The 18,081-nt window shown below is 49.0% G+C and carries 19 protein-coding genes; 13 read left to right on the forward strand and 6 right to left on the reverse strand.

What is annotated here, in order from left to right; translation table 11 throughout:
• The first annotated feature begins 251 nt into the window (after positions 1-251).
• The 5 genes from BMW65_RS04240 to BMW65_RS04260 all read left to right on the forward strand — a co-directional run bounded on the left by BMW65_RS04240 (position 252) and on the right by BMW65_RS04260 (position 6,300).
• A complete protein-coding gene (locus tag BMW65_RS04240) occupies positions 252-1,370 on the forward strand; it encodes a Gfo/Idh/MocA family protein (protein ID WP_090603090.1) in 1,119 nt (372 codons plus the stop codon).
• Positions 1,371-1,517: 147 nt separating this feature from the next.
• Positions 1,518-2,165, forward strand: coding sequence for a TetR/AcrR family transcriptional regulator (locus BMW65_RS04245; protein WP_090603091.1), 648 nt, complete (start codon positions 1,518-1,520; stop codon positions 2,163-2,165).
• Positions 2,166-2,203: 38 nt separating this feature from the next.
• Positions 2,204-3,589, forward strand: coding sequence for a TolC family protein (locus tag BMW65_RS04250; protein WP_090603093.1), 1,386 nt, complete (start codon positions 2,204-2,206; stop codon positions 3,587-3,589).
• A gap of 48 nt (positions 3,590-3,637) precedes the next feature.
• Entirely contained in the window at positions 3,638-4,720 is a 1,083-nt protein-coding gene (locus BMW65_RS04255) for an HlyD family secretion protein (RefSeq protein ID WP_245747495.1), read from the forward strand.
• A gap of 2 nt (positions 4,721-4,722) precedes the next feature.
• Complete coding sequence (locus tag BMW65_RS04260; RefSeq protein ID WP_090603096.1) at positions 4,723-6,300, forward strand: DHA2 family efflux MFS transporter permease subunit; 1,578 nt, start codon at positions 4,723-4,725, stop codon at positions 6,298-6,300.
• On the opposite strand, the gene BMW65_RS04265 is transcribed toward BMW65_RS04260, so the two are convergent.
• The 4 genes from BMW65_RS04265 to BMW65_RS04280 all read right to left on the reverse strand — a co-directional run bounded on the left by BMW65_RS04265 (position 6,297) and on the right by BMW65_RS04280 (position 9,872).
• The gene (locus BMW65_RS04265) at positions 6,297-7,019 is read right to left on the reverse strand and encodes a methyltransferase family protein (RefSeq protein WP_090603098.1); all 723 of its coding nucleotides are present in this window, start codon (positions 7,017-7,019) and stop codon (positions 6,297-6,299) included. The genes BMW65_RS04260 and BMW65_RS04265 overlap by 4 nt on opposite strands.
• A 4-nt stretch (positions 7,020-7,023) precedes the next feature.
• Positions 7,024-7,758 (reverse strand): carboxy-S-adenosyl-L-methionine synthase CmoA, encoded by a 735-nt coding sequence (gene cmoA, locus BMW65_RS04270; RefSeq protein ID WP_090603099.1) that lies wholly within the window; start codon positions 7,756-7,758, stop codon positions 7,024-7,026.
• Positions 7,759-7,835: 77 nt separating this feature from the next.
• On the reverse strand, positions 7,836-8,891 hold the full coding sequence (locus BMW65_RS04275) for a nucleoid-associated protein (RefSeq protein WP_090603101.1): 1,056 nt from the start codon (positions 8,889-8,891) through the stop codon (positions 7,836-7,838).
• A 30-nt stretch (positions 8,892-8,921) separates the two neighbouring features.
• The gene (locus BMW65_RS04280) at positions 8,922-9,872 is read right to left on the reverse strand and encodes a histone deacetylase family protein (RefSeq protein ID WP_245747497.1); all 951 of its coding nucleotides are present in this window, start codon (positions 9,870-9,872) and stop codon (positions 8,922-8,924) included.
• 74 nt (positions 9,873-9,946) lie between these two features.
• On the opposite strand from BMW65_RS04280, the gene BMW65_RS04285 reads away from it, so the two are divergent.
• Both BMW65_RS04285 and BMW65_RS04290 read left to right on the forward strand, forming a co-directional pair.
• Positions 9,947-10,594: a YceH family protein gene (locus tag BMW65_RS04285; protein WP_090603103.1), complete on the forward strand. Its 648-nt coding sequence runs from the start codon at positions 9,947-9,949 to the stop codon at positions 10,592-10,594.
• A 93-nt stretch (positions 10,595-10,687) separates the two neighbouring features.
• On the forward strand, positions 10,688-11,158 hold the full coding sequence (locus BMW65_RS04290) for a universal stress protein (RefSeq protein ID WP_090603104.1): 471 nt from the start codon (positions 10,688-10,690) through the stop codon (positions 11,156-11,158).
• Positions 11,159-11,246: 88 nt separating this feature from the next.
• On the opposite strand, the gene BMW65_RS04295 is transcribed toward BMW65_RS04290, so the two are convergent.
• Entirely contained in the window at positions 11,247-11,597 is a 351-nt protein-coding gene (locus BMW65_RS04295) for a 4Fe-4S dicluster domain-containing protein (protein ID WP_090603105.1), read from the reverse strand.
• Positions 11,598-11,767: 170 nt separating this feature from the next.
• On the opposite strand from BMW65_RS04295, the gene BMW65_RS04300 reads away from it, so the two are divergent.
• The 6 genes from BMW65_RS04300 to BMW65_RS04325 all read left to right on the forward strand — a co-directional run bounded on the left by BMW65_RS04300 (position 11,768) and on the right by BMW65_RS04325 (position 16,558).
• Entirely contained in the window at positions 11,768-12,784 is a 1,017-nt protein-coding gene (locus BMW65_RS04300; protein ID WP_090604209.1) for an aldehyde dehydrogenase family protein, read from the forward strand.
• Positions 12,785-12,826: 42 nt separating this feature from the next.
• Positions 12,827-13,030 (forward strand): fructose-6-phosphate aldolase, encoded by a 204-nt coding sequence (locus tag BMW65_RS04305; RefSeq protein ID WP_079715721.1) that lies wholly within the window; start codon positions 12,827-12,829, stop codon positions 13,028-13,030.
• A gap of 4 nt (positions 13,031-13,034) precedes the next feature.
• On the forward strand, positions 13,035-13,715 hold the full coding sequence (locus BMW65_RS04310) for a cell division ATP-binding protein FtsE (RefSeq protein ID WP_090603107.1): 681 nt from the start codon (positions 13,035-13,037) through the stop codon (positions 13,713-13,715).
• Positions 13,716-13,811: 96 nt separating this feature from the next.
• Complete coding sequence (locus tag BMW65_RS04315; protein WP_090603108.1) at positions 13,812-14,402, forward strand: nucleotide exchange factor GrpE; 591 nt, start codon at positions 13,812-13,814, stop codon at positions 14,400-14,402.
• 13 nt (positions 14,403-14,415) lie between these two features.
• Entirely contained in the window at positions 14,416-15,561 is a 1,146-nt protein-coding gene (gene dnaJ / locus BMW65_RS04320; protein ID WP_090603110.1) for a molecular chaperone DnaJ, read from the forward strand.
• Positions 15,562-15,961: 400 nt separating this feature from the next.
• Positions 15,962-16,558, forward strand: a complete 597-nt coding sequence (locus BMW65_RS04325; RefSeq protein ID WP_090603112.1) for an outer membrane beta-barrel protein — start codon at positions 15,962-15,964, stop codon at positions 16,556-16,558.
• 279 nt (positions 16,559-16,837) lie between these two features.
• Here BMW65_RS04325 and BMW65_RS04330 read toward each other — a convergent pair whose 3' ends face one another.
• Positions 16,838-18,049, reverse strand: coding sequence for an NADH-quinone oxidoreductase subunit D (locus tag BMW65_RS04330; RefSeq protein WP_090603113.1), 1,212 nt, complete (start codon positions 18,047-18,049; stop codon positions 16,838-16,840).
• Positions 18,050-18,081: the final 32 nt, after the last annotated feature.

Genomic DNA, 18,081 nt, shown 5'->3' on the forward strand with positions numbered 1-18,081 from the left:
CACGACAAATTTCCGCTTATATTTTCTGCTTGTTATTTTGCAGGCCTAATGGCGTGAGCGAAGTGAGCGTTATAGCCGAAAAACAACAAGCAGAAAACAAGGTTGATTTCAGAAACCGGAAATTTGTCGTGCACCCAGCCGCTTGCGTATTAAAGGCAATTTGCCTATATTTGTTAAATAGCTTAAAGACAAACTAACTGATTACCGCATTGTTACCTGTATTATTATAAAACCATTAAACTAATTGTACCATGAACTCACGTCGGGACTTCCTGCAAAAACTGGCTGCCTCAGCCATCGCTATGCCTTTCCTATCAGCGTATGATGCGCTTGGCAACACTGATTTCCATCTATCCGATAACCAGGGCCCGGTATTGCGGGTGGCCATCATGGGGCTTGGCGGGTATGCTTCACGGGTAGCCGAGGCGATGCAATCCTGCAAGCGGGCAAAAATAACCGGCCTCATCAGCGGCACACCGGCCAAATTGCAGGAATGGGGAGCCAAGTATAATGTTCCTGAAAAAAACCGTTATAATTACGAAAACTTCGACAACATCAAAGATAATCCCGATATCGATGCGGTATATGTGATCACGCCAAACGCGCTCCACCACGATCAGGTAATCCGTGTAGCCAAGGCGGGCAAACATGCCATCAGCGAAAAACCGATGGCCCTCAATGCCAAGGAAGGACAGGAGATGGTAGATGCGTGCGCAAGCGCCGGGGTGAAACTCCTGGTGGGCTACCGCATGCATTTCGAGCCCAAGACGCTTGAAGTGATACGGATGCGGCAAGCGGGCGAGCTGGGGAAAATCCTGTTTTTCCAGGGACAATGCGGTTTCCGTATCGGCGATCCCAGCCAGTGGCGGCTCAACAAAGCACTGGCTGGAGGTGGCTCAATGATGGATATTGGCATCTATGCAATAAATGGCGCCCGCTATATGGTGGGCGAAGAACCCGTGTGGGTGACCGCACAGGAAACCAAGACGGATACCATCAAATTCAAGGAAGGTGTGGACGAGACCATCCAGTTCCAACTGGGCTTCCCAAGCGGGGCGGTGGCGTCTTGCTTATCTACCTACAACATGAACTACCTCGACCGCTTCTTCCTCAACGGCGAAAAGGGGTTTGCGGAGTTGCAGCCGTCTACCGGGTATGGGCCCATCAAAGGCCGCACCAATAAGGGCGAACTCACCCAACCGCATGAGACACATCAAACCCGGCAAATGGATGAAATGGCAGGTATTATTCTCGATGGCAATAAACCTGTAGTGCCCGTAGATGGGCTGGAAGGTGTAAGGGATCTGAAAATCATTGATGCCATCTATGCGGCGTGCGCAAGCGGCCAACGACAGGATCTCAATACTTAAAAAACGTTTCCCAAAAGTATTTACGTTGGGCTGACAATCCATAAATTGTTTTACTACAGTAACTTATGGATTTCCAGCCCTTTTTTATTTCACGGTATAGTATTAAACAAGTGTTTTAATTAAACGTTTGTTTAATTTTGTGCCGTTATGTCTGAGACGATACAATACAACGAGAAACAGCTACAGATCATGGAGGTGGCACTCCGCCTTTTCGCCGAGCATGGATATGATAAAACCTCCATCCGCGATATTGCTCGCAAAGCAGAAGTGAATGTAGCCATGGTATCCTATTATTTCGGCTCCAAGGAAAAGCTATTGGAGGCAGTCTTCATCAACCACTTCAACTCGATACGATCAATCCTGCGCACCATCATCAACCAGCGCGATAATTCGGCTACGGACAAGGTGAGCCAAATCATCGACGTCTTTATCGATATGCTGGCCAGCCGCCAACTCTTCCACCGCTTGATGATACGGGAGTCGGGCATCCTCAAACAGGGGCCACTTTTTGATATGATCAAGGAGATGAAGACCGTCAACAGGCGGCTGGTGGAAAAAGCGGTGCGAAACGGCCAGCGACTGGGCGTCTTTCGCCATGATGTGGATGTGTTTTTCATGTCGTCCGTGCTGATTGGCAGCGTAAACCAGAACATGGCCAATACGCGGTACGAACTGGAACACTCGAATATGACCGACGAGCAAAAGGAGGCCGCGATGCGGGCACGCACAGAGACGCTACGCCGACACCTCAAACAAATGTTTATTGCATACCTCACTGACGCTGGCAACCATTGAACGATTGCCGGATGAATCCAAGAATTTTTAATAGTAACATGAACAAATCGATAAGTTTGATAAAAACGGGATTATTGGCATTGTGCCTGGTTAGTGCCGGTGCTGCGGCTGCACAGCAACAACAATCGCTCTCCCTGGAACAGGCGGTGTCCGCGAGCCTGGCGCATAGCAATGAGCTCAAAATAGACAACAGCAAGGTAAATGCGGCCATTGCCTCGGTACAAGAGGCGAAAAACAACCGGCTGCCGGACATCGACGTCTCCGGCCAGTACCTGCGGGTCAACCAGCCACACATCGACCTGAAATTCGATACAGGCGATGGCGGCGCAACGGATGACGGCGACAACGGGGGCGGATCATTCCCTGCGGTAAACCAAGCGATGGTGGGGATGGCCACGGCCTCCCTCCCCCTATTCACCGGAGGCCAAATCAGCAACGGCATCGCCTCGGCAAAGTTCCTCGAAGCGGCTACACGGCTGGATGCGCAACGCGACCGCCAACGCATCGTGCAGAACACGGTAGCGGCTTATTACAACCTCTACAAGGCCCAAGCTGCCGTAGCGCTGGTGAAGGAAAACCTCAAATCGTCCCAACAGCGCGTGAAGGATTTCAGCAACATGGAAGCAAATGGGCTGGTGGCACGCAACGACTTGCTGAAGGTGCAATTGCAGGAAAGCAACCTGGAGCTGGCCTTGCTCAACGCGGAAAATAATGCGGCAATCGCCAACTATAACTTCAACTTGATGCTTGGGCTCGACGAACAAACGCGGCTGGTATTGGACAGCGCGGCACTGACCGACGCCCCCCTTCCAGATGCGTTGGAAGACTGGGAATCCAAAGCACTGGATAGCCGGGCAGATTACCAGGCGCTTTCCAGCCGGGAACAGGCGGCACATGCCAACGTGAAAATCGCGAAAGGCAGCTACTACCCTGCTATAGCCTTCAGCGCGGGCTACATGGGGGCTAATATTCCGAAAGCGCTGACCATCACCAATGCACTTAATGCGGGCCTGGGTGTGAGCTACAACCTGGGTGCACTTTATAAGGCTGGTGCGAAGGTAAAACAGGCGAAAGCCCAAGAGGAAGAACTCCTTTGGAACCGCCAGCAGCTAAATGAAGGCATCAAACGGGAGGTACACCAAGCGTACCTCAACTACTCCCAAAGCTTGAAAAAGATCGATGTATACCGCAAAGCAATGGAGCAGGCCGACGAGAACTACCGCATCACGAAAAACAAGTACGACAACAGCTTGGCGACCACTACCGACTTGCTGGATGCCGACGTGGCCCGGCTACAGGCGGGCATTGACTATGCGTATGCCAAAGCGGATGCCGCCGTGGCCTACCATCAACTTTATGAGAGTGCCGGAATAGACGTGGAAACTTTCACGGCGCAAAATCACGTATTCGAACACAGTAAATAATCATTTCAACAATCAGCGATGCAACCCAATAATCAGGACTCAACAGCAATGAAGGAAAAAAAATCAGGCAACAAAGGCTTTGCGATCGTCTTTGGTGCACTCATCCTCATCGGTGGCACGTATGGTGTCATTAAATACAGGCATGCCCAACGGCATGAAGAAACCGACGATGCACAAATCGTATCGACCATCAGTCCGGTCATCCCGCGCGTGGCGGGCTACATACAGGATGTGCGTGTAAGCGATAATCAGCTGGTGCATCGGGGCGACACCTTGGTGATCTTGGACAACCGTGATTTCCAGGTGCAGCTTGCACAAGCCGAGGCTGCCCTGGCCTCCGCACAAAGCAACGTAGACGTGGCTGGCGCTGGCGTGGCGGTGGCGCAGGCGAATATCGACGCTTCGCAAACCAGCATCGGCACGGTAGATGCGCAAATCGAATCGGCCAAGGTGGATCTGTGGCGCGCTTCGGCGGACTTTGAACGCTATCAAAACCTGATAGCCGACCACAGCATCACGCAGCAGCAATATGAGCAGGCAATGGCAACCAAGCAGGTGGCTGAGCAGCACTTGGCTGTACTGGAATCGCAAAAGCAATCGGCTATACGCCAGGTAAATGCCGTGAGCCGCCAAAAATCGGTGAGCAGCGGGCAGGCCCTGGTAGCTGCCGCCACCATCAAACAGCGGGAAGCCGAAGTGGAGGCGGCACGCCTGGACCTTTCGTATACGGTGATTACCGCGGCAATTGATGGCCAGGTGGGCAAGGTAAACCTCCAGGCAGGCCAATTTCTCAATGCGGGGCAAGCGCTGTTCAACATCGTGCCTACGCACGATAAATGGGTAGTGGCCAATTTCAAGGAAACGCAGCTGACCAAGATGCAAGTGGGACAAAAGGTATCCATCAAGGTGGATGCTTTCCCGGACTCGGCGCTGGAAGGCACGGTGACCTCTTTTTCTCCGGCTACAGGTGCGATACAATCGCTGCTGCCGCCAGATAATGCTTCCGGCAATTTTGTAAAGGTGGTACAGCGGGTGCCGGTACGCATTGATTTCGATACGGCACATCAACTGGCCTTCATTGAAAGGATGCGGACGGGTATGAACGTATTGGTAGACGTACATTTAAATTAAACATGCAACAAGATTCATTGGTAGAATATGGTTTCCGCCGCACGATCATCACGGTGACTGCCGTCTGCTGTGCGCTGCTGGAAATCGTGGATACCACCATCATCAACGTAGCTCTCAATGAAATGCGCGGCAGCATGGGTGCCACCTTGAGCGAAATCGGATGGGTCATCACCGCGTATGCCATTGGTAATGTCATCGTCGTACCGCTGACGAGCTTCCTCTCCCAGCAGTTTGGCCGTACGCATTATTTTGCGGGGTCAATCATCCTCTTTACCGTCTGTTCGTTTTTGTGCGGCAATGCCACAGCCATGTGGGAGCTTATCTTATTCCGCTTCCTCCAGGGCGTGGGCGGCGGGGCCTTACTGGTCACCTCGCAGACCATCATCACGGAAGTCTATCCCATTGAAAAAAGGGGGATGGCCCAGGCTATTTATGGATTGGGTGTCATCGTAGGCCCCACGCTTGGCCCACCGCTCGGCGGCTATATCGTGGAAAACTACAGCTGGCCCTATATCTTCTACATTAATATCCCTGTAGGTATCATCGCTGCCATGCTGACCCTGCGATTCATCAAAAGTCCTAAATATGGCGAGCGGCAAGCGGCCAGCCAAATCGACTGGTGGGGCATCGCCTTCCTTGCCGGTGCGGTAGGCTCGCTGCAACTGGTGCTGGAACGGGGACAGGAAGAAGATTGGTTCAGCAGCGGCATGATCCTTTTCTTTGCCGTGCTATGTGCACTCTGCGTCTACCTTTTCTTCTGGCGAGAGCTCACCTACAAGAATCCCATTGTGGAACTGCGCGTGCTGAAAAACAGCAACCTCCGCGTGGGCACCGTCCTTTCCTTCATCCTGGGCTTCGGCTTGTACGGTTCTACCTTCATTATTCCGCTGTACACGCAGAATTCACTGGGGTGGACGGCCTACCAAGCGGGATTGCTCATGGTGCCCTCGTCGCTGATGACGGCATTCATGATGCCCATGATTGGGCAGGCGATACAACGGGGTGTCAAGCAGAAATACTTGGCTGCTATGGGCATGTTTCTCTTTTTTATCTTTTGCTTTTGGGGCTATCATATCCTCACGCCCGATACGGGCAGCGACGCATTCTTCTGGATGCTGATGCTGCGGGGATTTGCCATGAGCATGCTGTTCATACCGGTCTCTACGCTATCGCTCTCCACATTGCGGGGAAAACAAATTGGACAGGGTGCCGCTTTTACAGGCATGATGCGGCAGCTCGGTGGTTCATTCGGTATTGCGCTCATCACGACGTTTATGACCCGCCGCAACGCTTTGCACCGCGGTGACCTCATCAACCACATCAGCCCCGATAACCTGGCATTCCAGCAAAACTACCAGGGAATGGTGGCCAACTTCATGCACCACGGCATGGCACCCAATCAGGCACAGGCCGCTGCACTGAGCGCCATGGATGGATCGATCATGGGACAGGCGGCTGTATTGTCATACATGGACGTATTCCTTTACATTGGTTTACTATTTCTCATCTGCGTGCCTTTCATCCTGATGCTGAAGAATAATACCAGCCAGGGCAAGGTGGATGTATCGGCATCGCACTAAGCAACCGTCCATTTGCCGGATTTTTTGAGGTACCGCACGGTGAGGTAATAGGTGGCCAGCATGAGCAACACCACAACGAACCAAGCGTTGCGGGTGGCGCTGTCCCACGGCCAGTGGGTATACTTGAAGAAAAGGATCAATGCAATGCCCACGAGCCAAATCACTTGGGTATTGTATTCTTTGATGAGCCACCGCCGCCATAGGAAATGCATGCCGGAAATGGTCTTTGCCAAGCCCACCGGGTTGATCAGCCAGCGGTGCACCCGTTGGGTATAAGCATCGAACTGGTGTCCGAATTTATTGCGCAAAAAATTTTCTTCGGCCAAGACAATGGCTTGATAGATAAACAAAAAGAGTGGAATGAAAACGGCGAGGTATAACAGGGAATTGACGAGAATACCAACGCCCAGCAACATCAGGATATTACCCACATACAGTGGATTGCGGCAGTGGGCGAAAATGCCATCGGTGACCAGCTGGTCGGCGTATACTTTTTTGTCCTTGCCCCCCCTGACGATGTAGGCCAGGGAAATCGTGATGCCCCGGATAAGCTGCCCCATAACGGTAATAGCCAGCCCACTAATCAAGGGATATAAATAGAAGCTGGGGCCAAAGCCTCTTTCGTTGAAAATGGGCGGTGAGGGAATGAATAGCGCCAGGTAAAGGAAAATAAAGAGGTAATTGCGGTACCTGAAGAAAAAATTACCGATACGGATCATAGCACTAATTTTTAATGGCGATGAATCCCGAGAAATTATACCACTTGAAAAATACCTCCGTATGGCCAAAACCGACTTTCCGCAGCATCTTGATATTTTCACTGAGCTTGTAGGGTACCAGCACATTTTCCAGCGCTTCTCTTTTCTGGGAAATCTCCAGTTCGCTATATTGGTTGCGGCGCTTATAGTCGTAATAGTAGGTGATGAAATTGCGGTTGAACAGGCTGTCTTCGGCCAATATCTTCTCGGCGATCAGCAATACACCGCCGGGGGTGAGCCCTTCATAAATTTTGCGAAGCAATTTTTTGCGGTATATCGGCCGCACAAACTGCAAGGTAAGGCACAGGATGACGACCGAAGCGTTTTCGACCCGGAAGTCCCGGTGCAGGTCGGCATGCTGTAGCTCATACTTCCGGGTAAGGTTTGCTTGTTCAAGCTTTTCCGCGCATTTGGCCAGCATGTCTTGCGAATCATCCACCCCCACAAAGCGGACTTCACTGCTTACAAGCGGATCTAAGTGGAGCAACGTCGTACCGGTGGAGCAGCCCAAATCATAGACGTTGGTACCCGGCTTGGCGAAATCACTTGCCTGCTCAATGATCATCCGCTGTATTTCGTTGTAGAAAGGCACCGAACGCTCCACCATGTCGTCGAAGGCATTGGCCACCGTGGCACCGAACTTAAAATCTGAAGGTTTCTTGATAACCTCGCTGAATACACTATCTTTGGTATGGTTCATAAAGTCTTTTCCAGCTTACATGGATTGAATGAATGGCGACCAAAGTAGCTGCAAAATCTGGAAAGAATCGGGAAAAATCAGTGCTCTTCTTTGAAATATAGTTTATAATAATTCATTTCCTTCTCTTCATCATACCCTTTTTCGATATACTCCCGCTTGCCGTGCACATAAATGTGGAAATTCTTGTCCAATTTCAGCACGCTCTTGTAGGTAGCCTGGACTTTTTTTACGGCTTGACTGGAAATGCCGAATTGATCACCAAAGGGTGATTCATACGCTTCTTCGAACTGTTGCCGATAATCGTTAAATAAGCTGATGGCCTTGGGATTGCCTAATACTTCTTCCTCAAATTCCTCCTGCTTAAAGGTTTCCTTATCTTTGAAGTAATCCATTGAACGGTTGAGCAGGTCGATTTTATCTGTACGCTCCAACTCGAATGCTTCATCCAATCCCTCATTGACGAATTTTTTATATACCTTCAGAAAATTGCCGGTCTGGTTGAATGCATCGTTGCGTATGCGCAAGCTGAGGAAATCGTCTTTCCAATAAAGCGCTTCCTGCTGGCGGTTGGTCTGGTCGATGACCAGCACTTTATAGCCTTCGTCGCTTTCGGTATTGATAATCAGGCATCCTTTGTCCAGCTTGTTGATATTGATGGCCTCCTGCTCATAATCTACATCGAATGCACCTTGCCGGGGGGATACCTTAAGGTAGGTTTCTTTGTGCTCCGACTTGAATATGCCGATGGCTTCGTGAAGCTCCCCTTCTAATTGTACGCCACGCAGGTGCACGACGTAAAGCTCGCCCCCCTTGATATTCGGGTGGCTGGATGCCTCAAACAGGTGTTTGCAAAGCTGCTGGCTCAGCTCAAGGAATCCCAGCTCGCCTTGGAAAAAGGTCCCAGAAAAATGGTATACTTCATTGAGTGCCAGGGTACCACTGGCATGAAACAGCCGATAGACTTCATTGACCTTGGCAAACGGGCTGAGGAAATAATGCATCAGCAGCTGCCCCAGCAACTCATCTTCCAGCGGGATGGGATGGTCGCTGAGCGCGTAAAATTCATCCTGCAATTTGTTGCCTACGCGGTGGATAGCCAATTGTTCGATGATGGCGTCGGTGTGGTAAAACATCGTTTCCTTAATTTATTTATCGTAAAACAATCAATCATAGCAGCGAATAGCTGCCTCAAATGTACGGCAATGTGCATCCACAATATCACGGATATGGGGAGAATATCCCCCGCCCATGCTCACCTGCACAGGCACGTCGGCCGATTTGCAGGAGCGGAATACAAGCTCATCACGGCTGAAGCATCCGGCTTTCGTAAGCGCGAGCTTGCCCAGCCGGTCGGTTTCAAGTACATCTACCCCTGCCTGGTAAAACACAAAGTCGGGCTGCACTTCTTCGAAAATCCAGTCCAGATGGTGAGCGAGCAGTTCGAGGTATACTTCGTCGCCCGTCCCGTCAGGCAGGCCTACATCGCGGTCAGACCGTTCCTTGCGGAAAGGAAAATTGCGTGCACCATGCATGGAAAACGTAAATACGCGGCTATCGCTCCCAAAAATCTGGGCAGTGCCGTTGCCCTGGTGCACATCCAAATCGATAATTACTACCCGGCGGCAAATCCCGTTGTTTACAAGGTGGGCGGCGGCGACGGCTTGATCGTTGAGCAAACAAAACCCTTCGCCCCAATCGTGCCCAGCATGATGGGTACCGCCCGCCACGTTGAGGGCTACGCCGTGCTGCATGGCAAAAAAACATCCGTCAATGGTGCCCTGCACAATCCGCAGTTCGCGCGCCACCAGCGCCTCAGACAGTGGAAAACCGATGCGCCTGACCATCGCCGGGGGAAGCGCCACGTCAATCAATTGGTGGCAATAATCCGCAGCATGCGCCTGGACGATGGTCTGGAAGCTGGCTACATCCGGCTCGAATAAGCTATCCGCTTGGATGAGGCCACTATATAACAGCTGCGCGGGGATCAGTTCGTATTTGATCATCGGAAACCGATGTCCTTCCGGCAACGGGTGCATATAGCTGGGATGGTAGGCAATCTTAAGCAAGGAAACCGTGATATAACTGACGGCGAAGATAGCAAATGAAGCTACCATATTTTATACAAAGTTGTTTATTTGCGATAAAAACATCATTTTTGGAAGCTAACAATAAGATAATAAACCATACTATGGATATAACACCCACCCTTCCCGTCCTGTCCGCTGAAGAACAACGCGTGCTGGGATCGCTGATGGAAAAGTCCAAAGTGACACCAGAATACTATCCACTTACGCTGAACGCCCTGGTGGCCGCGTGCAACCAAAAGACATCGCGGAAGCCGGTTGTCAATTATGACGATAATACGGTGATCGCTACATTGGATGCACTGCGGAAAAAAGGGCTGGTATCGACGGTCACCGGGGGATCCAGCAGGGTGACCAAATACAAACACAATTTTGCGGTGGTATATCCCATCATACCCGCTGAAGTGACCATCATTTGCCTCCTGCTGCTACGGGGTCCGCTGACGCCGGGCGAGCTGAACACCAATTCGGGCAGGATGCATGAATTTGAATCGCTGGACGAGGTACAAGCCCTGCTGGACAACCTCGCCGGAGCCGAACAGCCATATATCAGGCAGTTGCCCAAACGGCCGGGACAAAAGGAAGCGCGCTATATGCACCTGCTGGGTGGGGACGAGCTTCCGGATGATAGTGAATTGGAAACCAACGACGTCGGGTCTTCCACCGAGCTGGCTGCTCGCTTGGCCAAGGTAGAAGCCGAACTGGCCACTTTGCGTGCCGAATTTGATAAATTGATGCAGGAACTGTCTTAGCCCTGTAGCCCACATTTCGTATGCGCTGAAAAACCAAAGTCCATCAAATATTGTTATCTTTACAAAAGTTTAACCCTATCAACCCCCTTAGTTATGGATGCAAAACCAGCAAATTACAGCCGCATACTCATCGCAACGGATGATAGCGATTGCTCGAAAAAAGCGCTACGGCACGGCCACAACTTGGCTAAAATGATGGAATCTTCCGTGGCATTGATACATGTCATCGAGCCGACAGCCCCCACCAACTACGGTGCTGATCCCTTAATGGGGCAGCAACCGATCATCATTCCGGAAACCACGGAAATACAGGAAGAAAATTCAAAAACGTTATTGGATGAAATCAGCAAGCAATTCCAGGATGTAAAGGAAGTATTTACATTTAGCCGTATCGGCAGCCCGAAACAAGAGATACTGACCGTTGCCAGTGAATGGGCGGCAGATCTCATTATCATGGGCACGCATGGCCGCACGGGATTTGACCACTTTATATCCGGCAGCGTCTCGGAAAGTGTGATCAGGCGTGCATCGTGCCCGGTATTGGTCATACCCGGCAAATGCTAATCCGATGGAAAGCAAGAGCCCTCCGCTGGTTCGGCGGAGGGCTCTTTTGTGTGTATGTGGTAGATCTTCTTAAAGCCTTACGCCATCGTTACTCGCCATGTAACCAAGCTTTTTTGGCCAGTAGTTCATCTTCGGTCTCGCGGACATCCTCATCGTCTACACAACAGTCAACCGGACATACCGCTGCACACTGCGGTTCGTCATGAAAACCGACACATTCGGTACATTTATCGGAAACGATGTAATAGACTTCATCGGACAACGCGGATTGCTCTTCATCCGCATCCAATGTGGTCCCATCGCCAAAATCAATAATTCCATTAAGTTCCGTGCCTTCTGAAAAACGCCAACTCACCCCTGCATCGTAAATTGCATTATTCGGGCATTCCGGTTCGCAAGCCCCGCAATTGATGCATTCGTCTGTTATCTTGATTGCCATCTAATGCTTACTATTATGATAAAATAAAACCTTATTTTTGTATCCGTTTTGAATGCGCCTTGTTTTTGGCTAAGCGCCTTCACTACCCAATCGGTCGTCTTTTTTAGTGACGCCAAATTTCTGCAAAGGTAATACAAATATTGTGCAAAGAAGGGTTTAAGATTAACATTTTGACAAAGAAACAACGCATTGACGCATTCGCCTTATTGGGATCTTACTTACTTTCCGACAGCCAGGAACTCCATGATGCCGTGGAATCTGCTGGATATTATAATGCGTGGTTTACCCTGCCAAACGTTTATAAAGCGTTGAAAAATACGGCCCTGAATCTATCAGCACCGCAATTGGGCAAGTGGCTGGATCCGTATCCTTTTGATGGGGAAACTGACCAAACCGTTGGGCTGGTATTGGCAGGCAACATTCCATTGGTAGGTTTTCACGATATCTTATGCGTACTTTGTGCCGGTTTCAATGTCCAACTAAAACCATCGACAGCCGATTTGAAGCTGACCACGCATGTGCTCGATAAGCTACAGGAAATTGAACCTCGCTTGGCCAATAAAATTACCATCACTGATCGCCTGGCGGGCTTTGATTTGGTAATAGCTACCGGAAGTGACAATACGGCACGGTATTTCACGTACTACTTTGGCAAAAAACCCCACATCATACGGAAAAACCGCAACAGTGTCGCCATCTTGACAGGAAAGGAAACCCCGGATGCGCTCGTGCAATTGGGCTCGGATATCTTTGATTACTTCGGCCTCGGCTGCCGCAGTGTCTCCAAGCTGTTTGTGCCTAAAGGATATGACATCTCGGCTTTCTATGCGGGAATCGCGCCCTTTGCCGATATAGCAGACCACTATAAATACACCAACAACTACGACTATAACAAATCCATTTACCTTATCAATGGCGATCCGCACTATGACAATGGCTTCCTGCTGGTGAAACCGGATGAACGGACGGCTTCTCCATTGGCAACCCTGTACATGGAGGAATACGACAATGAAGACATGCTTAGTGCAAAACTTGCTGCAACAGCTTCCCAATTGCAATGCGTGGTCAGCCTTGAACCGCTGGAAAGCCCGGTGCCTTCCGTACGCTTTGGACAAAGCCAGCAGCCTGCACTTGATGACTATGCAGACGGTGTGAATACGCTTGATTTTTTGGCAGAACATCGATGAGACCTTTATCTTTCACCTAATTAATGCTAACTTTGCCGCAACATGTATGTCATTAAGGTCAAGGGCGTAGCTAAGATACCGGATTATGTCCAATTGCGTGATGATGCATTCACACTGCTCGCCTATTTCAGGGTAGATCGTCCGGATAAATCACTGGAAAAATTGGGATTGGCTGACAAAGCGGAATATATCATGGAAATTGTCCAGAAAATGCCTTTTGGGCAAATTAAAAAACTAGAATTGTAAGCTTATGATGGGCGATACGGTAATCACACTCAAAAGCGTAGATATCTACCAACCCAAACACTTGGTGCTCGCTAACGTAAATCTTAAAATCGACAAGGGCGAATTCGTCTTCCTTATCGGGCAGACTGGCAGCGGCAAAAGTAGCCTGCTGAAAATTATTTACGGCGACTTACACATTGCAAGCGGCGAAGGAATGGTAGCGGGATTTGACATGAAGAAGCTCAGCGAGCGCGAAGTACCCTTCTTGCGCAGGAAATTGGGGATTGTCTTTCAAGATTTCCACCTGCTTACCGATCGCACCGTAGAAAAGAACCTGGAATTTGCACTCAGGGCCACAGGCTGGAAAGACAAGGCGCTTATCAATGCCCGCATGCTCGATGTGCTGGAGAAGGTGGGGCTTCGCTCAAAGCTGAAAAAAATGCCGCATGAACTGTCAGGCGGCGAACAACAGCGGGTGGTCATTGCCCGAGCGTTGCTGAATAATCCAGAAATCATCTTGGCGGACGAACCAACGGGCAATCTTGATCCGGAAACATCCGAAGAGATTGTCTTGCTGCTAAAAGAAATCAGCCGTGCGGGCACAGCTATCCTGATGGCCACGCACGATTACCAGATTATCCGCAATATGCCTTCGCGCATTATTAAAACGGGTAATGGCGCGTTGCACGACAATGTGTCGATATAACAGGATTGCAAAACTGACAGGGTGACCGATATTTCGCTATTGGCAATAAAATTGAGGCTGGAATTAAATAGTGGACAACAGTAAGGATGGCTAATTATGGCAAAAAACAATAAAAAAGACCAGGATAACGAAATAATGATAGAAAAAGAATCTGCTGTGGACGAAACGCAGTCAACCGATATCCCAAACGAAAATGGAGCAGACGCTGCGGCGGAAGAATCTGCCACGGATCAACCGACAGCCGAAGAGCAATTGGCTGCTGAATTGGCTTCGTTAAACGACAAGTACCTTCGTTTATATGCCGAGTTTGACAACTACAAACGCCGTGTGGCTAAGGAACGCATCGAGCTCATGCAGACCGCCGGTAAAGAAATCATTGCCAATCTATTGACGGTAGTAGACGATTTCGAGCGGGCACTGAAGGCTGTCGAAATAGCGACAGAAGTTGCTCCGGTAAAAGAGGGAATAACGCTGGTAGGCCAAAAGTTAAAGCATATTTTAACCCATCAGGGATTAAAAGAAATGGAGTCTATTGGAAAACCCTTTGATGCCGAATTGCAGGAAGCAATCACCAATATACCTGCCCCAAGTGACGACTTGAAAGGTAAAGTAATTGACGAAATCGAAAAGGGCTACTTTTTGCATGGCAAGGTATTGCGGCATGCCAAGGTGGTTGTTGGCAGTTAACAAATAGGCAAGCATGGCAAAACAAGATTATTACGATGTATTAGGGGTTTCACGAAATGCGGATCAAGCGGAAATAAAGTCAGCTTACCGAAAACTGGCCATTAAGTACCATCCCGATAAAAATCCAGATAATAAGGAAGCTGAAGAGAAATTCAAGGAAGCTGCTGAAGCGTATGAAGTGCTCAGCAATCCCGAAAAAAGACAACGTTACGACCGCTTTGGCCACACCGGAGGCACTCCAGGCGGCTACGGTGGCGGCGGCATGAATATGGAGGATATATTCAGCCAATTTGGCGATATCTTCGGCGGTGGTGGCAGTCCGTTTGAGAGTTTTTTCAGCGGTGGGCAACGTGGTGGCCGACGTGTATCCAAGGGCTCGAACTTGCGCATCAAGGTGAAACTCAACCTCCAGGAGATTGCAAAAGGAGCCGAAAAGAAAATAAAAGTAAACAAGCAGGTCATCTGTTCTACGTGTGACGGAAGTGGCGCAAAAGATAAATCATCTTTCCACACCTGCCGCACATGCGGCGGTACGGGGACGATAAGGAGGGTCACCAATACCATCCTTGGCCAGATGCAGACTACCAGCACCTGCCCTACCTGCAATGGCGAAGGTGTAGAAATATCAGCAAAATGTGCTGTATGCCATGGGGATGGGCTGGTACGCGGCGAGGAAACCATTAGCATAAATATCCCGGCCGGCGTAAGTGAAGGCATGCAACTCTCCATGAGCGGAAAAGGAAATGCAGCCCCACGCGGAGGCGTACCGGGCGACTTGATCATTCTCATCGAGGAAATACCGCACGAGACCCTTAAAAGAGACGGCACCAATGTCATTTATGATTTATATATCAACTTCGTGGATGCGGCCTTGGGAACCAACGCGGAAATTCCCACAATAGATGGCAAGGCAAAAATCAAAATTGAACCCGGTACCCAGGGCGGAAAGATATTGCGGCTCAAGGGCAAAGGCGTCCCCGAGGTAAATTCTTATCATAAAGGCGATCAGTTGGTTTACGTCAATGTCTGGACACCCAAAGTGGTATCTCCTGAAGAGAAAGAACTTCTTGAACGTCTGCGCAATTCGCCAAATTTCAAACCGCAACCGGGAAAGAATGAAAAAACCTTTTTTGAACGGATTAAAGAGTACTTTGAATAACGCATAACAAGCTTACTGGACTTTTACTAACAAAAGCCAAAACAGATTATTGTTTTGGCTTTTGTCATAAAAACCGTTGTTGACAATCAACACGACAATGACAACTTAGCCTAAACTGACTATAAAACTCAAAAAGTCAGCACTATAAGAACAGAAAAGTAACACGGCAAATTCATCTTCATAAACCAGTGCGTAATTTGTTTTCAACAAAGTAAAAAAACGGTTTTTTACTTATTTAAGACAATTAATTCGCTTAAAATTACCTACCCCAAAAAGAGACTTAACTGTGACATATTATACAATCCAATAATAGATTTTGGCACTGCTATTGTTTATTGACCTATACAGTCAAATTGTTCAAAGACGAAATGACTGACATTTAACTAAAATTTTTAACATCATGAAAAAATTATTTTTAACCTTATCTGCCGCCATCGCGGTGACCTTCGCAGCTAACGCACAGACGGAAAAAGGAAAAATCATCTTGGGCGGAAACGTTTCGTATGACTATTCAAAAATCAAGGACCTGGATACAGAAGGCCATTCGCTAAGCATCGTCCCTTCCGCTGGATATTTTGTCAGTGACAATCTTGCTGTGGGAACGGGATTGGGTTACTCTTATGAAAAAAACACCGTTGATGCGGACATTTTCGGAAGCAGCAATACCGTACACGCATTTAGCGTAGCGCCATTTGCGCGGTTGTACAAAGGTGACGGCAATTTCAAATTCTTCGGCCAGCTTTCGGTTCCTATGGCTTGGGGAACAGCCAAGGCCGACGACACCAAATTGGGGAACATTGAAACCTACGGTGTTGAACTTGCTCCCGGCTTTGCCTATTTCCCAACGAGCAAAATCGGGATCGAACTTTCCGTAAGAGGCTTGTATTACCAAAATGCCAGTATTAAACCGGAAGAGGGAAGCAACGTCACGAGCAATTCTTTCGGCTTGAATGCAGATTCCTTTGCCCCGAAACTTGGCGTACAATTTTATTTCTAATACGCTAAGCATTTCATAAGAAGAAGCCGTCTCATAAGTGATTATGGGGCGGTTTCTTTTTTTGAATAATCGGTGGTATCGCTTTTTATAAAAAACGAAAGGTTTCCAAACGGGGAGAATGGAAACCTTTACTAACCAATTATAAACCTAAATTATGATGATGCAAAGATAGTGTTTGTTTCACACCTTGCAAAATTATTTTAAAATATTTTTGAAACCACCCTTCAAAACAACATCTGCCAGCCACTATAGCCGCAATATCTTGCCCCAAGCGGGGATTTATCGATCTACTTCTCCCAAAACAATGTCAATCGACCCCAGTATGGCAACTAAATCGGCGATAAGTACGCCCTTAGCCAATTCAGGGAGTACAGAAAGGTTGTTAAAACTCGGCCCACGGGCTTTAACCCGCTTGGGAATGTCTGTTTTTTCTTGTGTAACAAAATAAAACCCTAATTCTCCCTTGGGATTCTCAGCCCTTACGTAATAATCTTGGGCTTTCAAATTCACTTTTTTGGGCACCAGCGCCCGGGGATCGAAATCTGCCGTACGTTTCAGTTCTTTGGTAAGGCGCGCGACACATTGCTCAATAATCCCTACCGATTGCTTTATCTCTTCCACACGCACCTTAAACCGATCCCAGCAATCGCCCAGGCTACCCATCGCTCCGCTACCAATGGGAATGTCAAACTCGATTTCGGGGTAGACGGAATAATCATCTACCCTCCTCAGATCCCATTTCACACCGGAGGCACGCAACATGGGCCCCGAACAACCATAATTAATGGCCACGTCGGCCGGCAACACGCCGATTTTCGCTGTACGCGACACAAAAATCTGGTTGGTGGTCAGCAGTTCATCCAACTCAGCCAACTTGGGTTTAAAATACTGGATAAATTCGGCACAGCGCGCTTCGAAGCCTACGGGCAGATCGTAAAACAACCCGCCCACCCAAATATAATTGTACAACATCCGCGAACCGGATGCCCATTCCAACATATTCATGATGTGTTCGCGATCGCGGAAACACCACATAAAAGGTGTAAACGCACCGATGTCAATACCATAGGTGCCGATGGCAATCAGGTGGGAAGCAATACGATTGAGCTCGCAGACCAAAACACGGATGTATTCAACCCGTTTCGGGATCTGCTTTTCAATACCAAGCATACGCTCTACACCCATTACAAAAGCATGGCTATTATTCATCGAAGCCAAGTAGTCCATCCGATCCGTAAACGGAATGGTTTTCCCATAATTCATGGACTCGGCGTGTTTCTCGAAGCAACGGTGCAAATAACCAACATGCGGGATAACTTCTTTGACCAGCTCACCATCAGTCACCAGTTGCAAACGCAATACGCCATGTGTTGAGGGGTGCTGCGGCCCCATATTGATAACCATCTCCTGGGCTCCAATAGCCGCAAGCCGAGCTTCATAAGCGCGTAAGGCTTCTTGGTAGGGTCTATCTATTGCCGGTGATGGTTCCATTTGATCTTGTTAATCGCATACTTCTGCTCCTA

Origin of the sequence: Parapedobacter koreensis, assembly GCF_900109365.1 — a bacterium.
GTDB classification, from domain to species: domain Bacteria; phylum Bacteroidota; class Bacteroidia; order Sphingobacteriales; family Sphingobacteriaceae; genus Parapedobacter; species Parapedobacter koreensis.